This window comes from Streptomyces albicerus, from assembly GCF_008905045.1.
Classification (GTDB): Bacteria; Actinomycetota; Actinomycetes; order Streptomycetales; family Streptomycetaceae; genus Streptomyces; species Streptomyces albicerus.
Window position 1 is genome coordinate 26,332 of record NZ_VWMY01000025.1, and the last position, 25,257, is coordinate 51,588.

General features: G+C 70.4%; 27 protein-coding genes. 16 read left to right on the forward strand and 11 right to left on the reverse strand.

Annotated features, from left to right (window positions below; genetic code table 11):
• Both GAS53_RS23095 and GAS53_RS23100 read right to left on the reverse strand, forming a co-directional pair.
• The coding region (locus GAS53_RS23095; RefSeq protein WP_151479713.1) for an FG-GAP-like repeat-containing protein at positions 1 to 1,422 on the reverse strand (1,422 nt) is incomplete at its 3' end.
• Positions 1,423 to 1,840: 418 nt separating this feature from the next.
• On the reverse strand, positions 1,841 to 2,500 hold the full coding sequence (locus tag GAS53_RS23100) for a hypothetical protein (RefSeq protein WP_192583245.1): 660 nt from the start codon (positions 2,498 to 2,500) through the stop codon (positions 1,841 to 1,843).
• Positions 2,501 to 2,639: 139 nt separating this feature from the next.
• Here GAS53_RS23100 and hemL point away from each other — a divergent pair, with 139 nt between their 5' ends.
• The 11 genes from hemL to GAS53_RS23160 all read left to right on the forward strand — a co-directional run bounded on the left by hemL (position 2,640) and on the right by GAS53_RS23160 (position 14,311).
• The gene (gene hemL / locus GAS53_RS23110; RefSeq protein WP_151479594.1) at positions 2,640 to 3,959 is read left to right on the forward strand and encodes a glutamate-1-semialdehyde 2,1-aminomutase; all 1,320 of its coding nucleotides are present in this window, start codon (positions 2,640 to 2,642) and stop codon (positions 3,957 to 3,959) included.
• Complete coding sequence (locus tag GAS53_RS23115; protein ID WP_151479595.1) at positions 3,956 to 4,630, forward strand: histidine phosphatase family protein; 675 nt, start codon at positions 3,956 to 3,958, stop codon at positions 4,628 to 4,630. The genes hemL and GAS53_RS23115 overlap by 4 nt, the downstream gene beginning before the upstream one ends.
• 306 nt (positions 4,631 to 4,936) lie before the next feature.
• Positions 4,937 to 6,211, forward strand: a complete 1,275-nt coding sequence (locus GAS53_RS23120) for a polysaccharide deacetylase family protein (RefSeq protein WP_151479596.1) — start codon at positions 4,937 to 4,939, stop codon at positions 6,209 to 6,211.
• Between the two features lie 66 nt (positions 6,212 to 6,277).
• Positions 6,278 to 6,901 (forward strand): TlpA family protein disulfide reductase, encoded by a 624-nt coding sequence (locus GAS53_RS23125; RefSeq protein ID WP_151479597.1) that lies wholly within the window; start codon positions 6,278 to 6,280, stop codon positions 6,899 to 6,901.
• A gap of 6 nt (positions 6,902 to 6,907) precedes the next feature.
• Positions 6,908 to 7,711 (forward strand): cytochrome c biogenesis CcdA family protein, encoded by an 804-nt coding sequence (locus GAS53_RS23130; RefSeq protein WP_151479598.1) that lies wholly within the window; start codon positions 6,908 to 6,910, stop codon positions 7,709 to 7,711.
• Positions 7,712 to 7,714: 3 nt separating this feature from the next.
• Positions 7,715 to 9,616, forward strand: a complete 1,902-nt coding sequence (gene resB / locus GAS53_RS23135) for a cytochrome c biogenesis protein ResB (protein ID WP_192583246.1) — start codon at positions 7,715 to 7,717, stop codon at positions 9,614 to 9,616.
• The gene (gene ccsB / locus GAS53_RS23140; protein ID WP_151479599.1) at positions 9,613 to 10,725 is read left to right on the forward strand and encodes a c-type cytochrome biogenesis protein CcsB; all 1,113 of its coding nucleotides are present in this window, start codon (positions 9,613 to 9,615) and stop codon (positions 10,723 to 10,725) included. Before resB ends, ccsB begins: the two co-directional genes overlap by 4 nt.
• 155 nt (positions 10,726 to 10,880) lie before the next feature.
• Positions 10,881 to 11,468 carry an RNA polymerase sigma factor gene (locus tag GAS53_RS23145; RefSeq protein ID WP_151479715.1) on the forward strand — a complete coding sequence of 196 codons (588 nt, stop codon included), beginning with the start codon at positions 10,881 to 10,883 and terminating at the stop codon, positions 11,466 to 11,468.
• Entirely contained in the window at positions 11,465 to 12,553 is a 1,089-nt protein-coding gene (locus GAS53_RS23150) for a CU044_5270 family protein (RefSeq protein WP_225859044.1), read from the forward strand. The genes GAS53_RS23145 and GAS53_RS23150 overlap by 4 nt, the downstream gene beginning before the upstream one ends.
• 76 nt (positions 12,554 to 12,629) lie before the next feature.
• A complete protein-coding gene (locus GAS53_RS23155) occupies positions 12,630 to 13,733 on the forward strand; it encodes a CU044_5270 family protein (protein ID WP_151479601.1) in 1,104 nt (367 codons plus the stop codon).
• Between the two features lie 71 nt (positions 13,734 to 13,804).
• A complete protein-coding gene (locus tag GAS53_RS23160) occupies positions 13,805 to 14,311 on the forward strand; it encodes an SRPBCC domain-containing protein (protein ID WP_151479602.1) in 507 nt (168 codons plus the stop codon).
• 35 nt (positions 14,312 to 14,346) lie between these two features.
• Here GAS53_RS23160 and GAS53_RS23165 read toward each other — a convergent pair whose 3' ends face one another.
• Together GAS53_RS23165 and GAS53_RS23170 are read right to left on the reverse strand one after the other, a co-directional pair.
• Positions 14,347 to 15,333: an isopenicillin N synthase family dioxygenase gene (locus GAS53_RS23165; RefSeq protein WP_404829275.1), complete on the reverse strand. Its 987-nt coding sequence runs from the start codon at positions 15,331 to 15,333 to the stop codon at positions 14,347 to 14,349.
• The gene (locus GAS53_RS23170) at positions 15,326 to 15,775 is read right to left on the reverse strand and encodes a nucleoside deaminase (protein WP_151479716.1); all 450 of its coding nucleotides are present in this window, start codon (positions 15,773 to 15,775) and stop codon (positions 15,326 to 15,328) included. Before GAS53_RS23170 ends, GAS53_RS23165 begins: the two co-directional genes overlap by 8 nt.
• Positions 15,776 to 15,956: 181 nt before the next feature.
• On the opposite strand from GAS53_RS23170, the gene GAS53_RS23175 reads away from it, so the two are divergent.
• A complete protein-coding gene (locus GAS53_RS23175) occupies positions 15,957 to 17,219 on the forward strand; it encodes a PucR family transcriptional regulator (RefSeq protein WP_151479604.1) in 1,263 nt (420 codons plus the stop codon).
• Positions 17,220 to 17,240: 21 nt separating this feature from the next.
• Here GAS53_RS23175 and GAS53_RS23180 read toward each other — a convergent pair whose 3' ends face one another.
• Both GAS53_RS23180 and GAS53_RS23185 read right to left on the reverse strand, forming a co-directional pair.
• Positions 17,241 to 18,002 carry a VOC family protein gene (locus tag GAS53_RS23180; RefSeq protein WP_151479605.1) on the reverse strand — a complete coding sequence of 254 codons (762 nt, stop codon included), beginning with the start codon at positions 18,000 to 18,002 and terminating at the stop codon, positions 17,241 to 17,243.
• Between the two features lie 94 nt (positions 18,003 to 18,096).
• A complete protein-coding gene (locus GAS53_RS23185; RefSeq protein WP_151479606.1) occupies positions 18,097 to 18,555 on the reverse strand; it encodes a GNAT family N-acetyltransferase in 459 nt (152 codons plus the stop codon).
• Positions 18,556 to 18,795: 240 nt separating this feature from the next.
• Between GAS53_RS23185 and GAS53_RS23190 the strand changes: the two genes are divergently transcribed.
• Positions 18,796 to 20,199, forward strand: coding sequence for a purine-cytosine permease family protein (locus GAS53_RS23190; protein WP_151479607.1), 1,404 nt, complete (start codon positions 18,796 to 18,798; stop codon positions 20,197 to 20,199).
• Here the strand turns inward: GAS53_RS23190 and GAS53_RS23195 are convergent.
• From GAS53_RS23195 to GAS53_RS23205, 3 genes are all read right to left on the reverse strand, one after another.
• Entirely contained in the window at positions 20,169 to 20,363 is a 195-nt protein-coding gene (locus tag GAS53_RS23195; protein WP_151479608.1) for a hypothetical protein, read from the reverse strand. The two genes, GAS53_RS23190 and GAS53_RS23195, sit on opposite strands and share 31 nt — an antisense overlap.
• A 131-nt stretch (positions 20,364 to 20,494) precedes the next feature.
• Positions 20,495 to 20,620: a DUF397 domain-containing protein gene (locus GAS53_RS56440; protein ID WP_225859049.1), complete on the reverse strand. Its 126-nt coding sequence runs from the start codon at positions 20,618 to 20,620 to the stop codon at positions 20,495 to 20,497.
• A complete protein-coding gene (locus GAS53_RS23205; protein ID WP_192583247.1) occupies positions 20,577 to 21,524 on the reverse strand; it encodes a helix-turn-helix domain-containing protein in 948 nt (315 codons plus the stop codon). The genes GAS53_RS56440 and GAS53_RS23205 overlap by 44 nt, the downstream gene beginning before the upstream one ends.
• Positions 21,525 to 21,640: 116 nt before the next feature.
• Here GAS53_RS23205 and GAS53_RS58015 point away from each other — a divergent pair, with 116 nt between their 5' ends.
• A complete protein-coding gene (locus GAS53_RS58015; protein WP_151479610.1) occupies positions 21,641 to 21,865 on the forward strand; it encodes a hypothetical protein in 225 nt (74 codons plus the stop codon).
• A gap of 302 nt (positions 21,866 to 22,167) precedes the next feature.
• Here GAS53_RS58015 and GAS53_RS23215 read toward each other — a convergent pair whose 3' ends face one another.
• On the reverse strand, positions 22,168 to 22,500 hold the full coding sequence (locus GAS53_RS23215; RefSeq protein ID WP_151479611.1) for an ArsR/SmtB family transcription factor: 333 nt from the start codon (positions 22,498 to 22,500) through the stop codon (positions 22,168 to 22,170).
• A gap of 109 nt (positions 22,501 to 22,609) precedes the next feature.
• On the opposite strand from GAS53_RS23215, the gene GAS53_RS23220 reads away from it, so the two are divergent.
• Entirely contained in the window at positions 22,610 to 23,629 is a 1,020-nt protein-coding gene (locus GAS53_RS23220; protein WP_151479612.1) for a quinone oxidoreductase family protein, read from the forward strand.
• 119 nt (positions 23,630 to 23,748) lie between these two features.
• Positions 23,749 to 24,741, forward strand: coding sequence for an aldo/keto reductase (locus GAS53_RS23225; protein ID WP_151479613.1), 993 nt, complete (start codon positions 23,749 to 23,751; stop codon positions 24,739 to 24,741).
• Positions 24,742 to 24,806: 65 nt separating this feature from the next.
• Here the strand turns inward: GAS53_RS23225 and GAS53_RS23230 are convergent, their stop codons facing one another.
• The gene (locus GAS53_RS23230) at positions 24,807 to 25,238 is read right to left on the reverse strand and encodes a PLD nuclease N-terminal domain-containing protein (RefSeq protein WP_151479614.1); all 432 of its coding nucleotides are present in this window, start codon (positions 25,236 to 25,238) and stop codon (positions 24,807 to 24,809) included.
• Positions 25,239 to 25,257 lie beyond the last annotated feature (19 nt).

The following is a 25,257-nucleotide window of genomic DNA, read 5'->3' on the forward strand; positions in this document are numbered from 1 at the left end:
GTCCCCCGAGTTCCCGATGCCCACGGACGACGCACCGAAGCTCACCGCGCCGGTGGCCGTGACGCCTCCGGTGGAGCCGCGCAGGACCCACACGGCGCCGTCGTCGCTGTTCTCGCCGCCCGCGCCCACCGACAGATCGGCGCGGCCGTCCTTGTTGTGGTCGGCGAGGTGGATGGCGTCGCCGAACAGGTCCGACGACTCGTTGGCGCCCGGGACACCCGGGGTGCCCTGGTTGAAGGACTGGGCGCCGGTTGCCGTCAGACCGGAGGCGCCGCCGCGCAGCACCCAGACGTTGCCGGCGTGGTCGCCGGAGCCGATGGACTCGAAGGGGGCGCCGACGGCGAGGTCCGGGTAGCCGTCGCCGTTGGTGTCGCCCGCGGCGAGCGTGTTGCCGAACAGGTCCCACGACTCGTCCGCGCCCGGCACGCCCTCGGTGGCCTGGCTGAAGACGCCGGTGCGGGCGGTGTCGACGCCGGCCGCGGCGCCGTAATACACGGTGGCGTAGCCGCCGAGCGCCGTCTGATCCCCGATGGGGTCGTCGTCGGTGCCGATGACGAGGTCGTCGTGGCCGTCCCTGTCGAAGTCGGCTGCGGTGAGCGAGGCGGGGTTGTCGTCGCTCACCTGGGTCTGCAGGGTGAGCCCGGCCGAGGAGCCCCGGTAGACGAAGGCGCCGGCGAAGGAGCCCACCACCACGTCGTCCGTGCCGTCGTTGTCGAAGTCGCCGGCGGCCAGATCGACGGCGCCGTTCGGGTACGCGCCGGACTCGATCTGCGCGTCGAAGCGCAGCTTCCCGGCCGCGCCGCCGGACTTGGTGAAGCCGCCCTTGAAGATCCACACGTCCTTGCCGGTGGAACCGACCGCCAGATCGGCCTTCCCGTCACCGGTGAAGTCGCCGACCGTGAGGGACTGGCCGAACCGGTCGTGGCCCGACACGTTCGGATCGCTGATCGTCGTGCCGCCCGACAGGCCGGACGAGCCGCCCCACAGGATCGTGACCGAACCGCCGTCGACATCGCCGCTGACGTCCTCCAGCGGTGTGCCCACGACGAGATCGCCGTAGCCGTCGTTGTTGAGGTCGCCGTGCGCGAGTTCGGTGCCGAAGCGGTCGGAGGTCTCCGAGGCACCCGGCACACCGGAGGAACTCTGCGATGTGGTCTTGTGGCGCCCGGCGCTGATACCGCTCGACGAGCCGTAGTTGACGACCACGGCACCCGCCTTAGCCTTCCCGCCCGCGACAGCACCCGGGGCGCCGGTCGCCAGATCACGGTAGCCGTCACCGTTGAAGTCGTCGGCGAGGCCCGACGCGGCGGCACTCGCGCCGCCGGGCAGGGTGATGAGCAGGCCACCGGCCAAGGCGGCCGCGACGGCGGTGGCGCCCAGGACGACGGGACGTCGGGAGCGCTTGTGGTGGGGCCGGGGCATGAGTTCCTCTCCAGGACATACGTACGGACTCGGAGATGACCTCTGGTGAGCCTGAAGGGTTGTACGGGAAAGGAGAGGTTTTGGTGCCGGCGACGTGGCGCACGGCAGCGATCGGGGCACTTCCAGGGCAGGCAGGAGGCCGTGCGGCTCGGGTGTTGTTGTGACGTCGTACGTGGGCCCGAGGCGCCGCGGAGCGAGGCCAGTGACGATGCGCTTGGACAAGGCCGTGCGGCCTGCGCCTTCGTACCCTGGCGGGACGTCTTCGCGTACGCGGCGGCCAAAGGCGTCGAGCTGCGCATCGACGGCACGCACCCGGTCACCGAGCGCGTCGTGCCCTGGCCGCCTGACGGCCCCTACTGGCGCGTGACGAAGGCGGGACCTGACAACCTCGCCAGGCGCCCAAGAAACCCGGCTCAGCTCACGGCCACACCAGGCAATACGGCTGATGCCCCGCCTCATGCAGCCGGTGCGAGAAGTCCTGCCATTCGTGGAGCAGTTGGTACACGTTGAACGCGTCCCGCGGTCCGCCGCGGTCCGGCACCGTGGACCAGATGAAGGCGGCCGCGCCCACGGCCTCCTCGCCGATGCCGCGGAGTGGGTCGACGACCGTCATCGGCAGCTTCACGACGGCGTAGTCGGGGTGGAGGACGACGAGTTCGAGCGGGGGCACCTTGTGCAGAGGTATGCCCTCGATGCCGGTGAGGACCATCGCGGCCATCGTCTCCGGCTTGATCTTTGTGAACATGCCGTTCATGCCGAGCTCGTCGCCGCCGAGTTCCTCGGGGCGCATGGAGATCGGGACGCGAGCGGCCGTCGCGCCGTCCGGAGCCCCGAAGTATTTGTACGTCACCCCCACCCGGCCACCATTCCTGCTTCCTGCCCTGAGCCGGTCTGCCCCGTGGTCCGTGTAGTCCATACCGTCCATACGGGCCGACGAGTCGATTCGCTCAGGCTCGCCCTGCGATCCCTGTGTCTGCCGTGCCTCGGCCGCTTCCGCCTCGCGCCGGTGCTTCCCCCGCCGGGCACGCCGAGGGCCGAGGTCATCGGTCCCCTCGCCCAGTCCGCCACCGCGATGCATATCTCCACCCGACTGCTTTTCTAAGGCGCGCGACCCCCGCCACGCAACCCGATCATCGTGACAGTGACCTCCCCCACGGCCGCCCGCCGAAACGTGCGTTGAAACACCTGTCCGCAGGATCTTCGCAGCCTCTGACACCATGGCCCGTGTGAGCTATCCGTACGAAGCCCCAGTTTCGCAGACTCTTTTCGACCGTGCGGCGGCCGTCACGCCCGGCGGCGTGAACTCTCCCGTCCGCGCGTTCCGTGCCGTGGGCGGTACGCCCCGTTTCATGGTGTCCGGAAACGGTCCATACCTGACGGATGCCGACGGGAGGGAGTATGTAGATCTCGTTTGTTCTTGGGGGCCGATGATCCTCGGCCATTCCCACCCCGAGGTGATCGCGGCCGTCCAGGCGGCCGTGTCCCGAGGTACCTCCTTCGGTACGCCGGGGGAGGGCGAGGTCGCGCTCGCCGAGGAGATCGTCGCCCGTGTCGAGCCCGTCGAGCAGGTCCGGCTCGTGTCCAGCGGCACCGAGGCGACCATGTCCGCCATCCGTCTCGCGCGCGGGTTCACCGGGCGCGCCAAGGTCGTGAAGTTCGCCGGCTGCTATCACGGGCATGTGGATGCCCTGCTGGCCGCCGCGGGCAGTGGGGTGGCCACGTTCGCCCTTCCCGACACCCCGGGCGTCACCGGTGCCCAGGCCGGCGACACCATCGTCCTGCCGTACAACGATCTCGATGCCGTGCACGAGGCCTTCCGCGCCCATCCCGGCGAGATCGCCTGCGTGATCACGGAGGCCTCGCCCGGGAACATGGGTGTCGTGCCGCCCGGGCCCGGCTTCAACCAGGGGCTCAAGGACGCCTGTGCCGCGAACGGCGCCCTCTACGTCTCCGACGAGGTGATGACCGGTTTCCGGACCAGCAGGGCCGGCTGGTACGGGGTCGACGGCGTCCGGCCCGACCTCATGACCTTCGGCAAGGTCATGGGCGGCGGCTTCCCGGCCGCCGCTTTCGGCGGACGCAGGGACGTGATGGCGCACCTCGCGCCCGCCGGGCCCGTCTACCAGGCCGGCACCCTGTCCGGGAACCCGGTCGCGACCGCCGCCGGGCTCGCGCAGCTGCGGCTGCTCGACGGCGCCGCGTACGAGAAGGTCGACGCGGTGTCCGAGCAGATCCGTACGCTCGTTACAGACGCCCTCACCAAGGAAGGCGTCGCGCACCGCCTGCAGAACGCGTCCAACATGTTCTCCGTCTTCTTCACCGACAGGGACGTACGTAATTACGAGGACGCGAGGACGCAGGAGTCGTACCGCTTCACCGCGTTCTTCCACTCGATGCTGGCGCAGGGCGTCTACCTGCCGCCGTCCTCGTTCGAGTCCTGGTTCGTGTCGACGGCGCACGACGAGCGGGCGGTACAGCGGATCGCCGACGCCCTTCCGGCGGCGGCGCGGGCAGCAGCGGAGGCCACGGCAGTATGAGTGACATCACCGTCGTACACGTGATGCGGCACGGAGAGGTCGCCAACCCGGACGGGATTCTGTACGGGCGGCTGCCCGGCTACCACCTGTCCGAGCTCGGGCAGCGGATGGCCGAGCGGGTCGCCGAGCACCTCGCCTCGCGGGACATCACGCACGTCGTCTCCTCGCCGCTCGAGCGGGCCCGTGAGACTGCCGCGCCGATCGCCGAGACGCACGGGCTCGAGCTTGCCACCGACTCGCGGCTGATCGAGGCGGACAACGTCTTCCAGGGCAAGACCTTCGGGGTCGGGGACGGCGCGCTGCGCCGGCCCGAGAACTGGAAGCACCTCGTCAACCCCTTCAAGCCGTCCTGGGGCGAGCCGTACCTGGAGCAGGTCGTACGGATGATGGGCGCCCTGGACGCAGCGAGGGATGCGGCGCGGGGGCACGAGGCCGTGTGCGTGAGTCATCAGTTGCCGATCTGGATCGTGCGGTCGTTCGTGGAGCGGCGGCGGTTGTGGCACGACCCGCGGAAGCGGCAGTGCACGCTTGCCTCGTTGACGACGTTCACGTATCAGGGCGACAAGATCGTGTCGGTCGGTTACACCGAGCCCGCGCGGGATCTTGTGCCGGCGCATCTCCTGGCAGGGGCCAAGCCGGTCAAGGGCGGGGGCAAGGCTTTTGGGGCGTGAGCGCTCCGCTTGTAGGCCGGTTTGATCGGGCCGGTGGTGACGCGCCGGCCGGTGGGGGCTGGTCGCGCCCACGCGGCGGAGCCGCAAATGTCACAGCCCCGCGCCCCTTACGGGGCGCCCTCCTTACCCGGCGCCGTCTTACCCAGACGGTTATCCGGGCGGTCCCGTTCCGTTCTGTCCGTTACAGGTTCATGTTCGTATAGTCACCGAAATATGTGCGTGTGACCGGGAACCCCCGTGTTCGTCGTGCCCTCTAACCCGGTGTCCATCTGGCAATGGGCATAGGGCGCGACGAATGGGGATGGAATGCGCGACATCAGTCGGAGGGGAATGCTGGGGCTCGGAGTCGGGGCCGCGGCCGCGGTGGGACTCACGGGCTGCGGTACCGCACTGGGAGACGGCTTCGGCGATGCCGGAGGTTCCGGAAACGGTGGTAACAGCGGCAACAAGGGAGGCGAGCGTCCCGCCCGCCCCCTCGGTGACGGCTCCACCTCCTTCACCGGCAAGCAGCCCAACCAGCCCGGCAAGCCCGTTCCACTCGAACCCGGCGAGACCCCGCCGCAGTTCGTCGTCTTCTCCTGGGACGGCGCAGGAGACGTCGGCAACGGCCTATTCGAGCGATTCCTGAAACTCTCCGAAGAGCACGACGCGCACATGACGTTCTTTCTCTCCGGGCTCTATCTGCTGCCCGAGTCGAAGAAGCGCAAGTACCTTCCGCCGAACAATGCGCCGGGCGCGTCCGACATCGGTTATCTGACGGACGAACACATCAAGTCGACGCTGAAGAACATCCGGCGGGCCTGGCTCGACGGACACGAGATCGGCACGCACTTCAACGGCCACTTCTGCGCCGGCTCCGGCTCGGTCGAGAACTGGACGCCCGCCCAGTGGAAGAGCGAGATCGCCCAGGCGAAGGCCTTCGTCAAGGAGTGGCGTACGAACACGGGCTGGACCGATGTGCCCGCGCTGCCCTTCGACTACGAGAAGGAACTCATCGGCGGCCGCACCCCGTGCCTGAAGGGCCAGAGCAACCTGCTGCCCACCGCCCGCGAGCTCGGCTGGCGCTATGACGCCTCCTCGCCCGGCGGCACCCAGGTCTGGCCCCGGAAGAACGAGGGCCTCTGGGACCTGCCGCTCCAGGCGGTCCCCTTCCCCGGCCACACCTTCGAGGTCCTCTCGATGGACTACAACATCCTGGCGAACCAGTCCCTCAACTCGACCCAGGCGCCGCCCGCCAACTACCCGGCCTGGCGCAAGCAGGCAACCGAGGCGTACATAGCGGGCTTCACGCGGGCATACGAGACAAATCGCGCCCCCTTCTTCATCGGCAACCACTTCGAGGAGTGGAACGGCGGCATCTACATGGACGCCGTCGAGGGCGCGCTGAAGCACATCGCCGGCAAGAAGGACGTACGCCTGGTGTCGTTCCGCCAGTTCGTGGACTGGCTCGACGCGCAGGACCCGGCCGTCCTGGAGAAGCTGCGGTCGCTGGGCGTCGGGGAGGAGCCGACGGGTGGCTGGAACGGGTTCCTCGGCGAGGTCGCCACGAACTCCGCGAAGGGCTCCGGAAAGGCCGCCTGAAATGCGAGGTTCCCTCCGTGAGGGGGGTGCGCAAGATCCTCAGAACGGGCATGCGAAACTTTTCACATGAGTGCCGCCAGCCATGCCCCCCTGCGCTCGAACCGCACCCGTAGCCGCGCCGTCCTGCTGACCAGTGGGGCTGCTGTCGCGGCGCTGCTGCTGACCGCGTGCGGTTCCGGGGGCAAGTCCGGAGGGGCGGGCGACACCGGCTTCGTCACCGGCTCCGACGGCATCGCGACCGTGAAGAAGGGCAGCCGGGTCCAGGCCCCCGACCTGTCCGGCAAGACCATCGACGGCAAGCAGCTCGACGTCGCCGACTACAAGGGCAAGATCGTCGTCCTGAACGTGTGGGGCTCCTGGTGCGGGCCGTGCCGCCTGGAGGCGAAGAACTTCGTCAAGGTCTCCGAGGACCTCAAGGACCAGGGCGTGCAGTTCGTCGGCATCAACACCCGCGACACCAGCACCAGTCCGGCGATCGCCTTCGAGAAGGCGCACGGGGTCACGTACCCCAGCCTGTACGACCCGACGGGCAAGCTGATGCTCCGCTTCAAGAAGGGCACGCTCAACCCGCAGACGATTCCGTCCACGCTCGTCCTCGACCGGGACGGGAAGGTGGCGTCCCGCTCGCTTTCGGCGCTCAGCGAGGCGAGCCTGCGCAAGATGCTCAAGCCGATTCTCGCGGAGAAGTGACCGCTCGTGTCCCTTCTCGCCGCATCCGCCGCCGAGCTCGCCACCACGGTCGACCTCGCCGCAGCCACCGACCAGAACCAGACCGTCCTCACCGGGGCCCTGGTCCTCGCCATCCCGATCGCGATCCTCGGCGGGCTCGTCTCCTTCTTCTCACCGTGCGTACTGCCGCTCGTGCCCGGCTATCTGTCGTACGTCACCGGAGTCAGCGGAACCGACCTGGGTGATGCGCGACGGGGGCGGATGGTCGCGGGAGCCTCGCTCTTCGTACTCGGCTTCACCGCGGTGTTCGTCTCCGGCGGCGCCCTCTTCGGCTACTTCGGCTCCACTCTGCAGGAACACCAGGGCACCCTCTCCAAGGTGCTCGGCGGGCTCATGATCGCCATGGGCGTCTTCTTCCTCGGCCTGATGCCCTGGCTCACCCAGCGCGAATTCCGCTTCCACAAGCGGCCGGTGGCCGGGCTCGCCGGCGCCCCCGTCCTCGGCGCGCTCTTCGGGATCGGCTGGACGCCCTGCATCGGACCGACGCTCGCCTCCGTGCAGGCCCTCGCGTTCGACCAGGCGAGCGCGGGCCGCGGGGCCATACTGACGGTCGCGTACTGCCTCGGTCTGGGCGTGCCCTTCGTCCTCGCGGCCATCGCCTTCCGCAGGGCGCTCGGTGCCTTCGGCTGGGTCAAGCGCCACTATGTGTGGGTGATGCGCGTCGGCGGCGGCATGATGATCGCGACCGGTGTGCTTCTGCTGACCGGCGTGTGGGACAGCATCGTGCAGGAGATGCAGGGCTGGTCCGACGGCTTCACGGTAGGGGTCTGATCCATGAGCACGACACGGGACACTGACGTGCGGACCGGCGGGGCCGGGGCGCCGGACGCCGACGGCGAGGCCGATGTGGCGCGGGACGCCGACGGCGAAAACGGCATGGCGCGGGACGCGGGCGACCTCGGCGAGGCCGGGGCGCAACTGTCCACCGCGCCACGGGAGATCGTGGTGCCCGGCTCCTTCGGGGGTGCGCGCACGCCCGGTGCCGTGGGGTGGTTGGCCTGGGCCGGGCGCGAGGCCGTCGGCTGGGCCCGCTGGTTCTGGCGGCAGCTGACCTCCATGCGGGTCGCGCTGATCCTGCTCTTCCTGCTGTCGCTCGGCGCGATCCCCGGGTCGTTGATCCCGCAGTCCGGGACCGACGAGACGAAGGTCGCCGACTTCCAGGCGCAGCACACCACGCTCGGTCCGATCTACGAGAAGCTCGGCCTCTTCCACGTCTACAGCTCGGTGTGGTTCTCGGCGATCTACATCCTGCTGTTCATCTCGCTCATCGGCTGCATCGTGCCCCGCACCTGGCAGTTCGTGGGCCAGCTGCGCGGCCGGCCGCCCGGGGCGCCGCGGCGGCTGACCCGGCTGCCCGCGTACACGACGTGGCGGACCGAGGCCCAGCCCGAGGAGGTGCGCGAGGAGGCCCTGAAGCTGCTGAAGCAGCGGCGCTTCCGTGCGCATGCCGCCGGGGACGCCGTCGCCGCCGAGAAGGGCTACCTCCGGGAGGTCGGCAACCTCGCCTTCCACATGGCGCTGATCGTGATGCTGATCGCCTTCGCCTGGGGCCAGCTCTTCAAGTCCGAGGGCAACAAGCTGATCGTCGAGGGCGACGGCTTCGCCAACACGCTCACGCAGTACGACGACTTCAAGTCCGGGAATCTCTACAGCACGGACAACCTGGAGCCGTTCAGCTTCACCCTGGACGACTTCCAGGGCACGTACGAGGCGACGGGGCCCAACCGGGGCACCCCGCGCACCTACCAGGCGACCGTCGACTACAGCGAGGGCGCCGACGGCGAGGAGAAGAAGAAGACCATCAAGGTCAACGAGCCGCTGGAGATCGGCGACTCGAAGGTCTACCTCACCGCCCACGGGTACGCGCCCGTCATCACCGTCCGCGACGGGAAGGGCGATGTCGTCTACCGCCAGGCCGTACCGCTGTTGCCGCTCGACGCCAACTCCACCTCCACCGGCGCGATCAAGGTCATGGACGGCTACCGCAACGCCAAGGGGGAGCGGGAGCAGCTCGGCTTCCAGGCCTTCTTCCTGCCGGCGTACGGCGGGGAGGGCACCGCGGTGGTCTCGCAGTTCCCGTCGCTGCTGAACCCGGTGCTGAACCTGGAGGCGTACCACGGCGACCTCGGCGTCGACGCGGGCCTCCCGCAGAGCGTGTACCAGCTCGAGAAGAAGAACATGAAGGAGTTCAAGGACTCCAAGGGCAAGCAGCTCAGGGAGAACCTGAAGCCCGGCGAGACCATGCAGCTCCCGGGCGGCGCCGGCTCGATCACCTTCGAGAAGGGGATCAAGGAGTGGGCGAACTTCCAGGTCACCGAGCAGCCCGGCTCCGGCTGGGCCCTCGCCGGAGCCTTCACCGCCATCTTCGGTCTCGCCGCCTCCCTCTTCATCCAGCGCCGCCGCGTGTGGGTGCGCGCCACCACCGGAGCGGACGGCGTCACCGTCGTCGAGATGGCGGGCCTCGGCCGCAGCGAGTCCGCGAAGGTCCCGGAGGAACTGGGCGCCCTGGCCGAGCATCTGTACGACCTGGCTCCGGGCGTGCCCGACGCCGATGCCACACCCCCGGACGCCACACCCCCCGACGCCGATGCCAAGTCGGAGCCGGACGCAGACGCAGAGACCCCGACCCCCGAACCCCCCGCCGTACCTGCCGCCGAAGGGGCTGAGACGAAGTGACTCTCGCCGCCGCAACCGACCTCGCCGCCGCGACCAACGAAAACCTCGCGAACCTCAGCAACACGCTGATCTACTCCGCGATGGCCGTCTACACGCTGGCCTTCTTCGCGTACATCGCCGAATGGACCTTCGGCAGCCGCAGCAAGGTGAGCCGCACGGCCGCCGCGCTCACCACCGCCAAGGACGCCAAGGACGGCAAGAAGGCGGCGGCGCCCGCGGTCACCGTGAAGAAGGCGGGCGGCACCGCCGTGCTGGAGCGGCCCAAGGTCGTCACGCGGGCCGCCGCGGGCGCGCGGGACGTGCCGGACGGGCCCGGCGCGCACGGCGGGGACGAGCAGGGGGACCTCTACGGCCGTATCGCCGTGTCCCTCACCGTGCTCGCCTTCCTCATCGCGTTCGGCGGCGTGCTCACCCGCGCCCTGTCGGTGCAGCGGGCGCCGTGGGGCAACATGTACGAGTTCAACATCACCTTCTCCACCGTCGCCGTCGGTGTGTACCTCGCGCTCCTGGCGATGAAGAAGAACGTCCGCTGGATGGGCCTCTTCCTGGTGACCACGGTCCTCCTCGACCTCGGTCTCGCCGTCACGGTCCTGTACACCGCCAGCGACCAGCTCGTGCCCGCCCTCCACTCGTACTGGCTCTACATCCACGTCTCCACGGCGATCTTCTGCGGCGCGGTCTTCTACGTGGGCGCGGTCGGCACGATCCTGTACCTCTTCAAGGACTCGTACGAGAACAAGCTGGCGACCGGCGGCAAGCCCGGCCGTTTCGCCACCTCAGTCCTGGAGCGGCTGCCCGCCTCGTCGTCCCTCGACAAGTTCTCGTACCGCGTGAACGCCGCCGTGTTCCCGCTGTGGACGTTCACGATCATCGCGGGCGCCATCTGGGCCGGCGACGCGTGGGGCCGCTACTGGGGCTGGGACCCCAAGGAGACCTGGTCCTTCATCACCTGGGTCGCCTACGCCTGCTATCTGCACGCCAGGGCCACGGCCGGCTGGAAGGGCCGCAAGGCCGCGTACATCGCGCTCGCCGCCTTCGCCTGCTGGCTGTTCAACTACTACGGGGTGAACATCTTCGTCAGCGGCAGGCACTCCTACGCGGGCGTCTGACACCTTCGCCCGCCACCCTCGTACGACTTCGCCTGCCATCCTCGTACGACCCGGGGCCGGTTCCATGTGACGCACGTCATGGGAACCGGCCTTCGTCGTACGGACAGGTGGGGGGCGTGGAGACGAATCAGGGGGACCGCCCGGGTCAGCGGGACATGCGCGCCCGAATACGGGCCGGGGACGCGGACGCGTTCGGCGCGCTCTTCGACACCTACGCACGCTCCGTCTACAACCACGCCTACCGGCTCACGGGGGAATGGTCGGCGGCCGAGGACATCGTGTCGCTGACGTTCCTGGAGGCGTGGCGGCTGCGGGAGCGGCTGGACGCGGACGGTGGTTCGCCGCGGCCGTGGCTGCTCGGTATCGCCACGAACGTGGCCCGCAACACGCGCCGGGCCGCCCGGCGCCACGCGGCGGCCGTCGCGCGGCTGCCGCCCGCCGACTTCGTCCGCGACTTCGCCGAGGAAGTCGCCGGACGCATCGACGACTTGGCGTATCTGAGAGCCGTGGGCGTGGCCCTCGAGCGGCTACGCCGACCCGAGCGCGAGGTGCTCGCGCTCTGCGTCTGGGGCGGTCTCGACTACGGCGCCGCTGCCGAGGCGCTCGGCATCCCGGTCGGCACCGTGCGCTCCCGGCTCTCCCGGGCGCGTACGAAGCTCGCCGCGGAACTCGCCGCCGGGCGCGGACAGATGAAAGACGGCCGCACCCCCGTGGCCCGGCCCACCCAGGAGGGGAACCAGTGAACGACATCCCGTCTTCCCGCGACCGGGATCTCCCACCGGGCCGTCAGCGTGTCCTGAGGGAGTACCTGATGCGCGAGATCAGTGAGACCCAGATCCACGAGACCGGCTCCGCGGACCGCGGGAACGGTGCGGAGGTCCGGCCGGTACGGACCTTCTGGCGCCGGCCCGCCGTCGTCGCCCCCGTGACGGCCGCCGCCCTGACGATCGCCGTCGTCGTGGGGGTCAGTGTGACCCGCGACGCCGCCACCGGCCCCGGGCAGGGGCCGGACGTTCCGACGGCGTCGCAGGGAAAAGGCTCCGAGGGCGCCGCCGAGCTGCTGGAGCAGATCGCGAAGGCGGCGGAGAAGCAGCCGTTCCCGGAGGTCGGGGACGACCAGTTCGTCTACGTGAAACGGGTGAGCTACCACTGGAAGGAGAACCCCAAGATGATGATGAAGGTGCCCAAGGGCTGTGCCACGACGACCGAGGGCCACGAGTGGGGTATGCGCGAGTTCTGGGAGTCCGTCGACGGACAGCACGAGGGGCTCTCGCGGGACGACGGCCCCGGCGGCAAGAACATCGACCGGCCGATCGCCCGTCCGCTGCCCGGCAAGGACATGCCCAACTACTTCCGGCAGGTGGAGGAGCTGCCCACGGACCCGGTGGAGATGTATCGCTGGCTCTACGACCTGCAGAAGAAGGGGGACAAGCCGTCCGGGAAGCGGGCCGACGACGTGAAGGCGTACGGGAAGGTCGTCCGCCTGCTCACCTCGCAGCTCCTGCCGCCGAGGACCGCCGCCGCGCTCTACCGGGCCGCCGCGATGATTCCGGGGCTGACCGTCGTCAAGGGCGTGGCGGAGGATGCGGCGGGGCGGCACGGAGTCGCCGTCGCCATGAACGAGTCGAACCCCTTCGCCGGCCCCGACGCGGTGGGCACCCGCACCGAGTTGGTCTTCAGCGAGAAGACCTTCGCCTTCCTCGGTGAGACCACGATCCGGATCGTCGGCCCGAAGGACAAGTGCGATCCCCGTGTGGTCGGCGACCTCGTGGAAGCCCGGGCGGCCATCGACCGGGCCGTCGTCGACAAGATCGGCCAGAATCCCTGAGGACCGGCCGGCGTCCCTGCGGAGTGAACTGAATCGGCCTCCGGCCCGTCACAGTGTCCCGAGGGGAGACGACGGGATGGACGCGATGAGCGAGAACAACTCCACGGATCCGGCCGAGGATTCGGCCGAGGACCCGATCGCAGGGACGCCGGCCAAGGATCCGGTCGCAGGGACGCCGGCCGAGGATCCCGTCATGCGGGGGTCGGCCGAGGATCCGGTCGTACGGGGGTCGGCCGAGGATCCGGTCGTACGGGGGTCGGCCGAGGATCCGGTCGTACGAAAGCTGTGGCGCCGCCCTGCCCTCGTGGCGCCGGCGGTGGCGGCGCTGCTGTCGGGCGCCGTCGTCCTGGGCGTCACGGTGGCCCGCGACGGTTCCGGGGAGGCCGCGGGTTCGCAGGGCTCCGGAGAGGCCGCCGGTTCACGGGGCGAGAGCGACATCCGGCTGCTGGAGCGGATCGCGACGGCCGCCGAGAAGCGGCCCGAGCCCCCGCCCCTGCGTGACGACCAGTTCGTCTACACCAAGAGCACCGACGACTACATGGACGCCTCGAACCTGATGGACGACCGCTGCGTGGTGCAGCGCAAGACGCTCTCGGACGCCGAGCACTGGGGGTCGGTCGACGGCTCGCGTTGGGGTCTGGACCGGTACCACAAGGACGGGAAGAAGATCTTCGAGGAGAAGGAGCATCCCAAGGCATGGGCGGGCGGCAAGGCCCCGTCGAACCACCGCGAGCTGGAGGCGCTGCCCACGGACCCCGACGCCCTGTACGACTGGCTGCACCAGGGCCGCAACCCCCTCAGCCGGACCCACGACAGCGCCTTCGCGACCGCGGGCGAGATCCTCGGCGACAACCTCGTGCCGCCGGACGTGGCCGCCGCGCTCTACCGGGCCGTCGCGAAGCTCCCGGGAGTGACCGTGGTCCAGGACGTACGCGATGCCCTGGGCCGGGGTGGCGTGGCGGTCGGGCGCACCCCCGCGGAGGGCCGCGAACGCACCGAGTGGATCTTCGACGAGAAGACCTTGGAGTACTTGGGCGAGCGGCGGGTGTGGACCGAGCCGCAGGGCTCCGCCCGGCGCGACGGGAACGGGAAGTGCCCCCCGATCGAACCCGGCACCGTCGTCACGTCCAGGGCCATCACCGAGCGGGCTGTCGTCGACAGGGCGGGGCAGGAGCCGTAAGGGATCGGGAGCGGTCAGGGCCGGGAGCGGTCAGGGGTGCGGCCCGCGCGTCGGCGGGCCAGGCTGGTGTCATGGCCGAAGTGATCGAGCGAGGCACCAGTGAGACGCGGGGAGACAGGCACATCCTGCACTTCGTACTCCGCCTTCCACACCCTGTGGAGAACGTCTGGCCGGCGGTGGCCCACCCCGAGGGGCTGCGGCAGTGGCTCGCCGCCGCCGACCCGTTCGAGCCGCGGCTCGGCGGAGCGGTGGCGCTGCGCTGGCTGAACGCCGACGGGGTGGTCACGGCCGGCCGGATCACCGCGTGGGACGTCGAGCGCGTCGCCGAGTACACGACGGAGGACTTCCACGGACGGATCCGTTTCCACCTGGAGCCCTGGGTCGAGCTCGGCACGATCCTCCGCTTCACCAACGAGTTCGACGGCGACGACGCACTGCGCCTGGACTGCCTCGCCGCCTGGCACATGCACCTCGAGTACCTCGCCGCGGCGCTGTCCGGCCGCCCGACGGCCTGGAAGTCCTGGACCCCCGACCGCTTCCTGGAACTGCGCGAGTCCTACGCCGAGAGCGGGTCCTGAGCGGCGGCACCGGCTGCACCCGCTGACGGTGGTCCTCAGCTCACCGTGATCGAGTCCAGCTTCTCCCGCAGGTACTCGTGTGAGTCCACGGGCTCGTACGCCACCCGCCCCACCGGTGCCGGGACCGACTCGACCAGCGTCCCCGGAGTGCACTCGCCGAAGTAGACGAGGGACAGCAGCTCCTCGGCGGGTGCGTCGGCGGGCGGGGGCAGGACGCGGTGGCGGCCCGAACGCCAGCGGTCGCCAGTCCAACGGGCCATCAGATCCCCGATGTTGATGGTGAACGCCCCCGGCTCGAAGGGCGCGTCCTCCCAGCCGCCCTCGTCCGTGTAGACCTGCAGACCGCCCTTGCCCGCCTGCCGGTCGAGAATCGTGACCGTGCCGAAGTCGGTGTGCGGGCCGATGCGGAACTGGCCCTCCTGGGGCTCGCCGATGATCTCCGTACCCGGGTACCAGTTGATGTTGAAGCCGTAGGTCGGGTGGGCCATGTGCCGGGTGAAGAAGTCCGGCTCCAGGCCAAGCGCCTCGCCGAGCAGGGCGAGCAGGTGGTTCTCCAGGTCGGCCATCCGCGCGAGGTACTCCTCGCACAGCTTCCGGAGCTCGGGAGCCTCCGCCGGCCAGATGTTCGGCGCGTACCACTCCGCGTTCGTGTCCGGGTCCTCGAAGGGCTCGTGCGTCGCGAAGGTCAGCGATTCCTTGAGGTCGGGCGGGGTCTGAGTACCCTCCGAGTAGCCGTTGGCCTCGGCGCCCGGGCCGAGCCAGCCGCGGCCGCCGACCCGGGCGGAGTACGGCTGCTTCACCTCGGCGGGCAGCCGGAAGAAGGCACGGGCGGCCTCGCGGATGCCGGAGCGCAGGTCCGGGTCCACGCCGTGCCCCGTCACGAGCAGGAACCCGGCGGTCTGCAAGGCCTCGTCGACCGTACGCGCGATCTCCTTGCGGGCCGCGGGGTCGCCGGAGAGCCAGGGCCCCAGGTCGACGGTCGGGATGCGGGGGGCGGGGGCGGGGGTCCGGGCGTCACTCACCGATGTCCTCATTCCACAGTGCCGGGTTGTTCTTGATGAAGTCGCGCATGAGGGACACGCACTCGGGGTCGTCGAGGAGCACGATCCGTACGCCGTGCTCCGCCAGCCAGTCGTGCCCGCCGTGGAAGGTCTCCGCCTCGCCGATCACGACGCGCGAGATGCCGAACTGCCTGACCAGGCCGCTGCAGTACCAGCACGGCGAGAGCGTGGTCACCATCGTCGTACCGCGGTACGAACGCTGCCGTCCCGCGTTCCGGAAGGCGGCCGTCTCCGCGTGCATGGACGGGTCGTCGTCCTGGACACGGCGGTTGTGCCCGCGCCCGAGGAGTGTGCCGTCCGCCCCGTACAGCGCGGCGCCGATGGGGATGCCGCCCTCGGCGAGACCGGCCCGGGCCTCCTCGACGGCCGTCGCGAGCCACGCGCGTGCCTGTGCCCGATCGATGGCGACTGCCCTGTCGACGGCGAATGCCTTGTCGACGGCGACTGGCCGATCGACGTTCTCCATGCCGCTGTTCATGGCTCCCACTCTGCTGTGGCCGAAACACCGGGGCAACGTGCGGAAAGTACTCTTCCGACAGCCCACAGCCGGACGAACTGTCGGTCCGACCCGCCGGGAGGCGCGTATGCCCGCACTCACCCTCCGCGAGATCCTGGCCCTCGACTCCGTCCGCTCCGCCGCGCCCACCCTGCTCGCGGGCGAGGACGCCCTCGACCGCCCGGTCCGCTGGGTGCACTCCAGTGAGGTCTACGAGGGCGCGAACTTCCTCGACGGCGGCGAACTCCTGCTCACGAACGGCTTCGGCCTCGCGGACGCGGACGCCGCGGACCGCCGCCGGTACGTCCGCGAACTGGCCGCGCGCGGCGCCGCCGCCCTCGCGGTCGAGGTGGGCCGCTCCCTGCCGCGTATGCCGGACGAGGTCACCGACGAGGCCCGCCGCCTGGGCCTCCCGCTGGTCGCGCTGGGCCGGGTCGTCCCCTTCGTACGCATCACGGAGGCGGCCAACCGCGCGATCGTCGCCCGGGGTCTGTCGGGGCGTGCGGTACGCCCCTGGGGCGCCGACCACACCGCCGCCCTGCTCGCCGACCTCGCCGACGGCCAGGCCCTCAACCAGCCGGAGGTGGAGGCGCGGGCCGCGCTGGCGGGCTTCCGACCGGGGCCCGGTGCGCGGCTGGTCGGCGTCTCGGTCCACGGTCCGCAGCACACGGCGGCGGCCGCGGTCGACCGTGCGGCACGGGCGGTGGGCGGGACCGGCGTCCTGCGGGCCGGCTTTCCCGGAGACGTACTCGCGCTGCTGGCCCTGCCGGAAACGGGCGCGCGGGATCCCGTACGCGCCCTGCAGGAGGCATTCCGCACCACCGCGGACCCGTCCCTCACCGTCGCCGTCGGCCACACCGTCCCGGCGAGCGCGGGCTGGCTCCGCTGGAGCGACACGCTGCGCACGGCCCGTACGACCCTGGAACTGGCCCTCACGGTCCCGCAGGCCTCGCCGTGCCACGCCGAGGGCCCCTTGGTGACGTCGTCCCGAGCCCTCGCCCTGGAGCGCGAGCTGACGCGAGGCGGAGTGGACGCGAACCGCGACCGGCTCTCCCGCCTCGTCCAGCACACCCTCGGCCCGCTCCTCTCCTGGGAGGCGGCCCACCCCTCCGACCTGGTCCGCACCCTGGAGACGCACCTCCGCCACGGCTGCTCGCCGACCCGCACGGCCTCCCTCCTCCACATCGGCCGCCAGTCCCTCTACCAGCGCCTCGAACGCATCGAGTCCCTGCTCGGCCTGGAGATCGACGACCCCGATCTGCTCGGGGAGTTGCTGGCGGCGACCTGCGCGCACCGGGTGGTACGGGGGATGGGCACGGCGGGCGCGGGCCACCTGCGGACGGTGGCCTGAGACGAAAGTCGCGGGCGCAGGCTAGGACGCGGCCCTCGTGATGACGGAGAACTCCACACCGAAGGGGTCGGTGATCGTGGCGATCCGGCCGTAGGGGCTGTCCTCCGGGGCGTCGGCCGTGGCGCCCGCCGCGATGGCGTGCCGCACCACCGCGTCCGTGTCGGCCACCTCGAACGTGGTCGCCCAGACGGACCTGGGAGCGTTCGGGAAGCCGAAGATGCCACCGATCTCGTGGCCGTCCGGGCGGCGCAGGAAGGTGAAGTCAAAGTCCGGGAGGGTCTCGTTGAGGTCCAGGGTGTAGTCGAACACGGCGGTGTAGAAGGCCCGGGCGGGTTCGGGGTCCGCGGTGACCAGGTCGTTCCGTACGAGCGACCCGGGCTCGTTCACGACCTCGCAGCCGAGGTGCGCCCGACCCTCCCAGAGGCCGAAGCGGGCGCCGACCGGGTCCTCGGCGATGGCCGTGCGGCCCTGCTCCCCGACGTCGGTCGGTGCCTTGAGCAGGGAACCGCCCGCGTCCGTGATGCGCTTGGCGGTGCCGTCGCAGTCCGCGGTGGCGAAGTACATGGTCCAGCCGGCGCCCGTGGCGGCCGGGGCCTGCGCGATGGCCGCGACGGGCCGGCCGCGCAGCAGGCACACCGTGCCGAGGCCGGTCTCCGCGGCCTCCTTGTCGTATTCCCAGCCGAAGAGCGCGCCGTAGAACTCCAGCGCGCGCTCGCGGTCCGGTACCCGGAGGTCGATCCAGGTTGGCGTACCGTCCGGCTGAATGCGGTTGACGTAACTCATCGTGTGCTCCCTGGTGTCGGACACCTCGGATGACGACAGTAGGAGCCGTCTAGGCCAACTCCTGTCCTATACGACAGGCGGGAGAGGGCGCGTCTCAGGCCAGCCGCAGATCGATCCACAGCGCACTCTCGCCCGGCAGCACATACCGGTCGAACTCCACGAACCCATGCGCCTCCGCGAACCGCAGCCCCTCGGTGTTGGCGGCCAGCACGACGGTCTCGATCGTCCTGGCCCCGATCTCGCGCGCCAGCGCCAGCCCTCGTACGTAGAGCTGCTCGCCGAACCCCTGCCGACGATGGGCCGGGAGCACCCGGGCGATCACCGTGGCCGTCGCCGTGTCGTCGTCCGTGGGCGGCCGCACCGTCGTACACCCCACCAGCAGGTCACCGAGATACGCGACCTCCAGGTGGTTCCGCCCGGCCCGCTCCCGCACCTCGTCGATGGGCATGGCGGCGGGCGGAACGATCACGTTGTGCACGTGCTGCCAGTCCTTGAGCAAGGACTTGGGCGCGGAGTCGTCCGCGCCGACCCGCTCGATACGAAGATCAGTCATAGCGGCAGGGAATCGCGCGGGCCGCGGAGCGTCAACCGGGTTCGTCACCGGGTTCTCAGCCTCTCCGGCGTTTGAGGAGCGGGGTCTGGGGCGGAGCCCCAGGAGGATGGGACGGGTAGGGGCGGCCGGGGCGAGAAACATCCCAACCCATGCCGCGTACAAGGTGTACGCCGACGAGCCCCCCGAAGCGGACAATGCGCCCCTGGGCCCGGGCGCGCGCGGGCCGGACACTTACCGGGCATGACGACTGCTCCGGCCAGTACCCCCGTGCCCCAGGCCCCCGAGTACGGCGACAAGGTGATCGCCGTAGAGACGGCGGGTTCGGAGCCCATCCCCCTCGCCGAACGGCACGGCACCCCGCGACAGCTGCTGTGGACGTGGGCCTCGCCGAACATCGAGTTCGCGACGGTCTACATCGGCGTCATCTCGGTCCTCTTCTTCGGGCTCAACTTCTGGCAGGCGTCGGCGGCACTGCTGCTCGGCACGGCGCTGGGTGCGGTGACGCACGGGGTGCTGTCCCTCGACGGGCCACGCTTCGGGGTGCCGCAGATGGCCATCGGACGGTTCGCCTTCGGCTACCGGGGCAATCTGCTGCCGTCCGGGGTCAACGCCCTGGTGGCGGGCGTGGGTTGGTTCGCCGTGAACAGCGTGAGTGCGGCGTTCGCGCTCAACACCCTCACCGGCCTCCGGCCACTCCCCTCGCTCCTGATCGTCGTGGCGAGCGAGATCGTCATCGGGTTCATCGGGCACAACTTCGTGCACGTCTTCGAGCGGTACGCGTTCCCGGTACTGGCGGTGGTGTTCCTGCTGGCCGGTGTGTGGACGTTCCGCGAGGCCGATCTCGGGGCGCCGGGCGCGGGCGGTGGCATCGGCGGCTTCCTGCTCGCCTTCAGTGCGGCCTGGGGTTACACGGCGGGCTGGAACCCGGGTGCCTCGGACTACTCGCGCTACCTCCCGCCGACGGCGTCCCGCCTGCGCACCGCCCTCTACCCGGCTGTGGGCCTCTTCGTCTCCATCGCCGTCGTGGCCGTCATCGGCGCGGCCTCGGCGACGATCGTGGCGCCGGAGGGCGCGACCCCGACGGCCGCCTTCACGGGCCATCTGCCGGGCTGGCTGAGCGACTTGGTCCTGCTCGCCATCATCCTGGGCGCGGTCTCGGCCAACGCCATCAACGTCTACTCCTCCGCCATGTCCATCACGTCGCTCGGCCTGCGGCTGCCGCCCTGGCTCGGCCGCAGCGCGCTCGTCGTGCTGTCCGGGCTGGCGGGTACGGCCGCCGCGTGGGCTTCACTGGCCGACGCGGGGCATGCGTACGAGGCGTTCCTGCTGGTCATCGCGTACTGGGTGGGGCCGTGGCTGGGGGTGGTGCTGGTCGAGCGGTGGGCCCGGTCGCGTACGCCCGTCGAGGAGCTGTCGCCGCGTCTCGGTGACCGCGCCTTCACCAACTGGCCGGGGATCGCCGCCCTGTTGACCGGCATCGCGGTGTCGGTCCCGTTCTTCTCCAACCAGGAGAAGTACGTGGGGTGGGTGCCCGAGCAGTGGCCGTCCTTCGGGGACATCACGTGTCTGGTGGGCTTCGTGGTGAGCGCGGGGCTGTACGCGGTGCTGCGTGCTCAGTTCCCGGCGGCCGCAGCCAGGCGGTAGAACGCCTCGGTGGTGCGCGGGTGGGCGATCTCGTCCAGCAGGTGCCGCCACTCGGGGTCGTCGGCGACGGCGGGGTGGGCGAGGTCCCAGGCGGCGAGCAGCGGGGCGAGCTCGCTCTCCGGCGTCGCGATGACATTGGTCAGGTCGGCCGTGGGAATGTTCATGACGGTTTCCTTCCGGACGGAGAGGCCGTGAACCTCTGGGACCTTCTGGGTTCAACCATGCCGCCGCCCGCTTGCCGCCACCATGAAGCGACCTCCCGAACCTGTGGTGCAGCTAGCCCCACCACAGGGGTTCAGCGCGACCGTACGTCCGACACGAACACCACCCAGGCGCTCCGCTCGAAGACCAGGGCGGGTCCGTCAGGCTTCTTGCTGTCACGGACGGGGACGACGCCGGGGATACCGGGGGCGATTTCGATGCAGTTGCCGCCGTTGGCGTCGCTGTAGCTGCTCTTGGTCCAAGTCGCCGCGCTCAGCTCGTACTTGTCCATGATGCTCGTACCCCTCCATCGCGTCGCTGATCAGAGCGGCGGATTCGCGGGCTGACGGAGCGTCCGCCCTGAGCACATCATAGGTACGGCTGTGCCGCGCGTAGACGGCCGGATCGTCGTTGAAAAGGCCACGGTCCAGCGCTTCCGAGTAGACCCATTGGTGCCCGTCCGGCAACGTGATCAACGAAATGGAGCCGCTGGGACGGTCGAGTCCGAAGAGGTCGGCCGGAGTGACCTGGAGGTGGATGTTGGGGTGCCGCGCGACGCGCAGCAGGTGCGCACACTGGTCGCGCATGACAGTCGGGCTTCCCACCGCGTTGCGCAGACAACTCTCGTCCAGAACGACGGCGTAGAACGGGCCGTCGGGGTCCAGGAAGCGTTGCTGTCGGCTCAGCCGGGCCCGGACCCGCTCCTCCACCTCTTCGGGGTTCCTGAGTCGGCGGTCGAACAGCGCCCGCGCGTAGTCCTCCGTCTGCAACAGCCCGGGGACGACCCGTTCCTGATACTCGCGCAAGGCCACCGCCACCGCATCCATCTCGGCCCGTCGCCGGAACCAGTCCGGATGCTCCACCTGCGGATACCAGTCAATCCGGCCCCACAACCGCACCAACACCCCACCCGTACCCAGCAGTTCGTCGCACGACTTGGCGAAGGTGTCCTGCGGAACCCGCGTACCCGCCTCCACGCGGGCCACGTGCGAGCGGTCGCACGGGATCTTGCGGGCCAGGCCCTCCTGTGTGAGGTCGGCCGCCTCGCGGAAGTGCTTCAGGACCTCCCCGAACACGGCGGCGGTCGTGGCCGCCGAACCCCCTTCGGCATTGCGTCGACTCACAGGGTCCGTCCCCTCCGTGACAGTGCGCCAGTGGCACGCGCCATGCGTTGAAACGGGCCGTTCCGTTGAGCAACGCTTGATGCACCCAGAGTAATGACCCAACGTACGGAGCGTCAGTGGAAGCACAAACAGCACCGGAACCGGGGGCCCTCGTCTACGACCCGGTGACGCAACGGGTCGGCGAGTACCGGGACACGACAGGCCCGTACGCGATGCTGCGCCCCATCGGAGGTGGCCGGGAGTGGCAGGCGGACCCGGAGCGGATCCGCCCGGCCACGGCCGACGAAAGACTGGCCGCCGCACTGAAGGCGGCCAACAAGCGTTCGGGACAGACACTGTGACGGTACGTCAGGAGACGGAAAGGGAGGAGGGAGAGGAAAGGGAAGGGGGGCAGGAACAGGAACAGGGAGGGGACCTGAGTCGCCCGCCCTCGCCTGTCCCCGGTTGCCCTACGTGTACGGAACTCGCCATACGCCGGGACGACGCCCGCGCCTGGTTCAACGGCAGTGCGGAGACCGACACCAACGTGCTGTTGAGACGGCATCTGCGGCAGGAGCACGGCGTCCGCTCCTCCGCAGCCCGTTACTTGATGTAGCGGGCCGTCTTGGCGGCCCGCACCGGGAGCGCCCTCGGGAACGCCCGGTCACTCCTCGCGCAGGACCAGCGCGAGCAGTCCCGGGAAGCGGGCGTCGAACTCCTCGCGGCGGAGTCGGTTGACGCGCCTGGGGCCCTCGTCGCGCTGCTCGACGAGGCCCGCGCCGCGCAGGACCGAGAAGTGGTGACTGAGGGCCGCCTTGCCGACCGGCACGTCGAAGCTGCCGCAGCTGCGCGTCCAGACGGGGGAGCCCGCCAGCTCCCGTACGAGCGCGATGCGTACGGGGTCCGCGAGGGCGGCGAGGGCGGCCAGGACCGGGACGTCGTCGGGGTGGGTGTGCTCGGGGGCCGCCCGGTGACCGGTGGTGGTGCGCTCCGCCATGTCCGCCTCCCAGGCACTTGCCGAGTGTTCGATGAAAACCATACACTCCGGAGTGTTCGCTTTTCATTGAACAGTATGAAACTCGGAGCAGTCGAGCAAGGAGTGCGGCATGCGCGCGGTTCAGGTCCAGGAGTACGGCGGTCCCGAGGTCCTCAGGACGGTGGAGGCGGAGGTGCCCGAGCCGGGTCCCGGTCAGGTGAGCGTCGACGTGGCGTACACCGGGGTGAACTTCGCCGACCTCAAGGCGCGGGGCGAGGGCTACCGGGTGCCGTCCCTCCCCTTCACCCCCGGGCTTGAGATCTCGGGCCGGGTGCGGGCGCTCGGGGAGGGCGTCTCCGGCGTGGATGTGGGCCAGGAGGTGGCGGCCCTCACGGACGGCGGGGCGTACGCGGAGGTGGTCGTGGCGGATGCGGCGACAGTCTTCCCCGTGCCGTCCGGCGTGGATCTGCGCACCGCCGCCACGCTCCCGACGGTCGTACCGACCGCCTACGCCCTCGTCCACGCGGTGGGACGGCTGCAGCCCGGCGAGACGGTGCTCGTGCAGGGCGCGGCGGGCGGAGTCGGCACGGTGGTGGGGCAGCTGGCGAAGGCGGCGGGAGCCGGAGGTGTCTTCGGGGTCGTGTCCGGCGCCGCGAAGGCCAAGCACGCCCTTGACCACGGCTACGACGACATCTTCGTAGCCTCCTCCGCCGGTTCCTCCGTCAGCTCCTCCGCTGGCTCCTCCGCCGGCTCCTTCGTGGACGAGGTCCGTGCCGCGACGGCCGGCCGGGGCGTCGACCTGGCCCTCGACCCGGTCGGCGGCGAGACCCTCAAGGCCTCCCTCGCCTCCCTGGCCGTCTTCGGCCGCCTGGTCTCCTTCGGCAACGCGAGCTCGGCCGAGCCGTGGAGGGTCGGCCAGCCGGAGCTGTACCCCACCGGCCTGTCCGTCGCCGGGTTCTCCATCCTCACCCTGGCCCAGACCGCGCCGGATGCTCTGCGCGAGCTGACGGCGAAGGCGTTCGCGACCGTGGCCGACGGGGTCGTGTCGCTGCCGGTGACCGCGGAGTTCCCGCTGGAGGAGGCGTCGGAGGCGCACCGGCTGATGGGCGGACGGACGAGCACGGGGAAGCTGCTGCTGCGGATCTCGTAAAGGTGCGGTCAGGTGGGTCGCCAAGCCGGGCATCCCGACCGGAAGTCGAAGACCCGACCGAACGGAGCCCGAGGGCGTGCCGCGGAGTGGGCGTGCGGCGGAGTGGGAAGAGGCCGGTGATGAGGGCCGACGATCTCGCACCGCTGGGCCGCACGGGACTTCCGGTCAGCCGTCTCGGGCTGGGACTCGCTTCCCTGGGCGGCCTGTTCGAGCCCGTGCCGGAGGAACAGGCGGCCGCCACTCTCGACACCGCCTGGGAGCTGGGCATACGGCTCTACGACACGGCTCCCGTGTACGGGTACGGGCGCTCGGAGACCCGTACGGGCGCGGCTCTCGCGTCGCGGCCGCGGGACGCGTACGTGCTGTGCACCAAGGTCGGCCGGCTCATCGAACCGGGAGGCCGCGACACCCAGCCCATCTGGGCAGACCCCCCGGCGGGCGTCGGGCCCCGGCTCGACTACTCGTACGCCGGGGTGATGCGTTCGGTCGAGGAGAGTCTGGGGCGGCTGGGGCTCGGCCGTGTCGACGTGCTTCATGTGCACGATCCCGACGAGGACTTCGGGGCGGCGGTGGGAGAGGCGTATCGCGCGCTGGCCGAACTCCGGGCCAGGGGTGTGATCGGTGCCGTCTCGCTCGGCGTCAACCACGCCCCTGTGGCGGCCCGTTTCCTGAAGGAAGCCGCTTCGCCCGGTCCCGACTGTGTGCTGCTGGCCGGGCGTTACAACCTTCTCGATCAGTCGGGACTCGACGAGTTGCTGCCGCTGTGTGCCGAGCGGGGAGTGGCCGTCATGGCCGCGGGGGTCTATCAGTCGGGGCTGCTGGCCGATCCTCGGCCCGGTGCTCCGCACGGATACGCGTCGGTCCCTGCCGAACTGACCGCGCGTATCGGGGCGTTGAGGCGGGTGTCCGCGGACTTCGACGTGCCGCTTCTCGCGGCGGCCGTGCAGTTCCCTCTCGGGCACCCCGCCGTCGCGAGCGTGGTCGTCGGCGCTCGTTCGGCCGACGAGGTGGCCGGGAGCGTGGATCTCTTCAACCATCCCGTCCCACCGGACTTCTGGACGGCCGTGAAGGCAGCGGGCCTACTCCCCGCTGCCGCTCCAACGCCCTCCTAGGTCCTAGGCATCTCCCGAACCGGTGGGCTTGCCGATGTGGCGGGGCGAAGAAAGGCCCGCCGCGGTCAGGACTTCGGCGGTGCCGAGTCGTCGGGGCCCTCGCCGGTCCCGCCCTCCCGCCGCTTCAGCTCCTCCTCGCGGCGGCGCAGGTCGTCCTCCCAGTCCTTGAGGAGGGCGTCGTCGTTCTTCGCGGCGTCCGTCGGATCGTCGCCCTTGGTGCCGTCCTTGCCGTCGTCCTTGAGGGACTTGAGGAACTCGGGGTTGTCGTCGGGCGCGACCCAGCCGCCACGGCGGCCGGACGGGGAGGCACCGCGCGGCGTGCGCGCGCGGCCGACGATCAGCCAGGAGATGGAGCCGACGAGCGGGAACAGCAGCACGAGAATCGCCCAGAGGGGCTTGGGGATGTACCGGATCTCCTTCTCATCGGTGGTGATGCAGTCGATGAACGCATAGATGCTGAGTGCCAACGGCACCAGGATCATCAGCACCCGAAGCATGCGGCGGTCCCCCTGCGTG

Excerpts from the sequence above, each read along its gene's own strand:
- GAS53_RS23100 (WP_192583245.1), bottom strand. The coding sequence starts at position 2,500 with ATGCATCGCGGTGGCGGACTGGGCGAGGGGACCGATGACCTCGGCCCT.
- hemL (WP_151479594.1), top strand. The coding sequence starts at position 2,640 with ATGGCCCGTGTGAGCTATCCGTACGAAGCCCCAGTTTCGCAGACTCTT.
- GAS53_RS23115 (WP_151479595.1), top strand. The coding sequence starts at position 3,956 with ATGAGTGACATCACCGTCGTACACGTGATGCGGCACGGAGAGGTCGCC.
- GAS53_RS23120 (WP_151479596.1), top strand. The coding sequence starts at position 4,937 with ATGCGCGACATCAGTCGGAGGGGAATGCTGGGGCTCGGAGTCGGGGCC.
- GAS53_RS23125 (WP_151479597.1), top strand. The coding sequence starts at position 6,278 with ATGAGTGCCGCCAGCCATGCCCCCCTGCGCTCGAACCGCACCCGTAGC.
- resB (WP_192583246.1), top strand. The coding sequence starts at position 7,715 with ATGAGCACGACACGGGACACTGACGTGCGGACCGGCGGGGCCGGGGCG.
- GAS53_RS23145 (WP_151479715.1), top strand. The coding sequence starts at position 10,881 with ATGCGCGCCCGAATACGGGCCGGGGACGCGGACGCGTTCGGCGCGCTC.
- GAS53_RS23155 (WP_151479601.1), top strand. The coding sequence starts at position 12,630 with ATGGACGCGATGAGCGAGAACAACTCCACGGATCCGGCCGAGGATTCG.
- GAS53_RS23160 (WP_151479602.1), top strand. The coding sequence starts at position 13,805 with ATGGCCGAAGTGATCGAGCGAGGCACCAGTGAGACGCGGGGAGACAGG.
- GAS53_RS23175 (WP_151479604.1), top strand. The coding sequence starts at position 15,957 with ATGCCCGCACTCACCCTCCGCGAGATCCTGGCCCTCGACTCCGTCCGC.
- GAS53_RS23180 (WP_151479605.1), bottom strand. The coding sequence starts at position 18,002 with ATGAGTTACGTCAACCGCATTCAGCCGGACGGTACGCCAACCTGGATC.
- GAS53_RS23185 (WP_151479606.1), bottom strand. The coding sequence starts at position 18,555 with ATGACTGATCTTCGTATCGAGCGGGTCGGCGCGGACGACTCCGCGCCC.
- GAS53_RS23190 (WP_151479607.1), top strand. The coding sequence starts at position 18,796 with ATGACGACTGCTCCGGCCAGTACCCCCGTGCCCCAGGCCCCCGAGTAC.
- GAS53_RS23195 (WP_151479608.1), bottom strand. The coding sequence starts at position 20,363 with ATGAACATTCCCACGGCCGACCTGACCAATGTCATCGCGACGCCGGAG.
- GAS53_RS23215 (WP_151479611.1), bottom strand. The coding sequence starts at position 22,500 with ATGGCGGAGCGCACCACCACCGGTCACCGGGCGGCCCCCGAGCACACC.
- GAS53_RS23220 (WP_151479612.1), top strand. The coding sequence starts at position 22,610 with ATGCGCGCGGTTCAGGTCCAGGAGTACGGCGGTCCCGAGGTCCTCAGG.
- GAS53_RS23225 (WP_151479613.1), top strand. The coding sequence starts at position 23,749 with ATGAGGGCCGACGATCTCGCACCGCTGGGCCGCACGGGACTTCCGGTC.
- GAS53_RS23230 (WP_151479614.1), bottom strand. The coding sequence starts at position 25,238 with ATGCTTCGGGTGCTGATGATCCTGGTGCCGTTGGCACTCAGCATCTAT.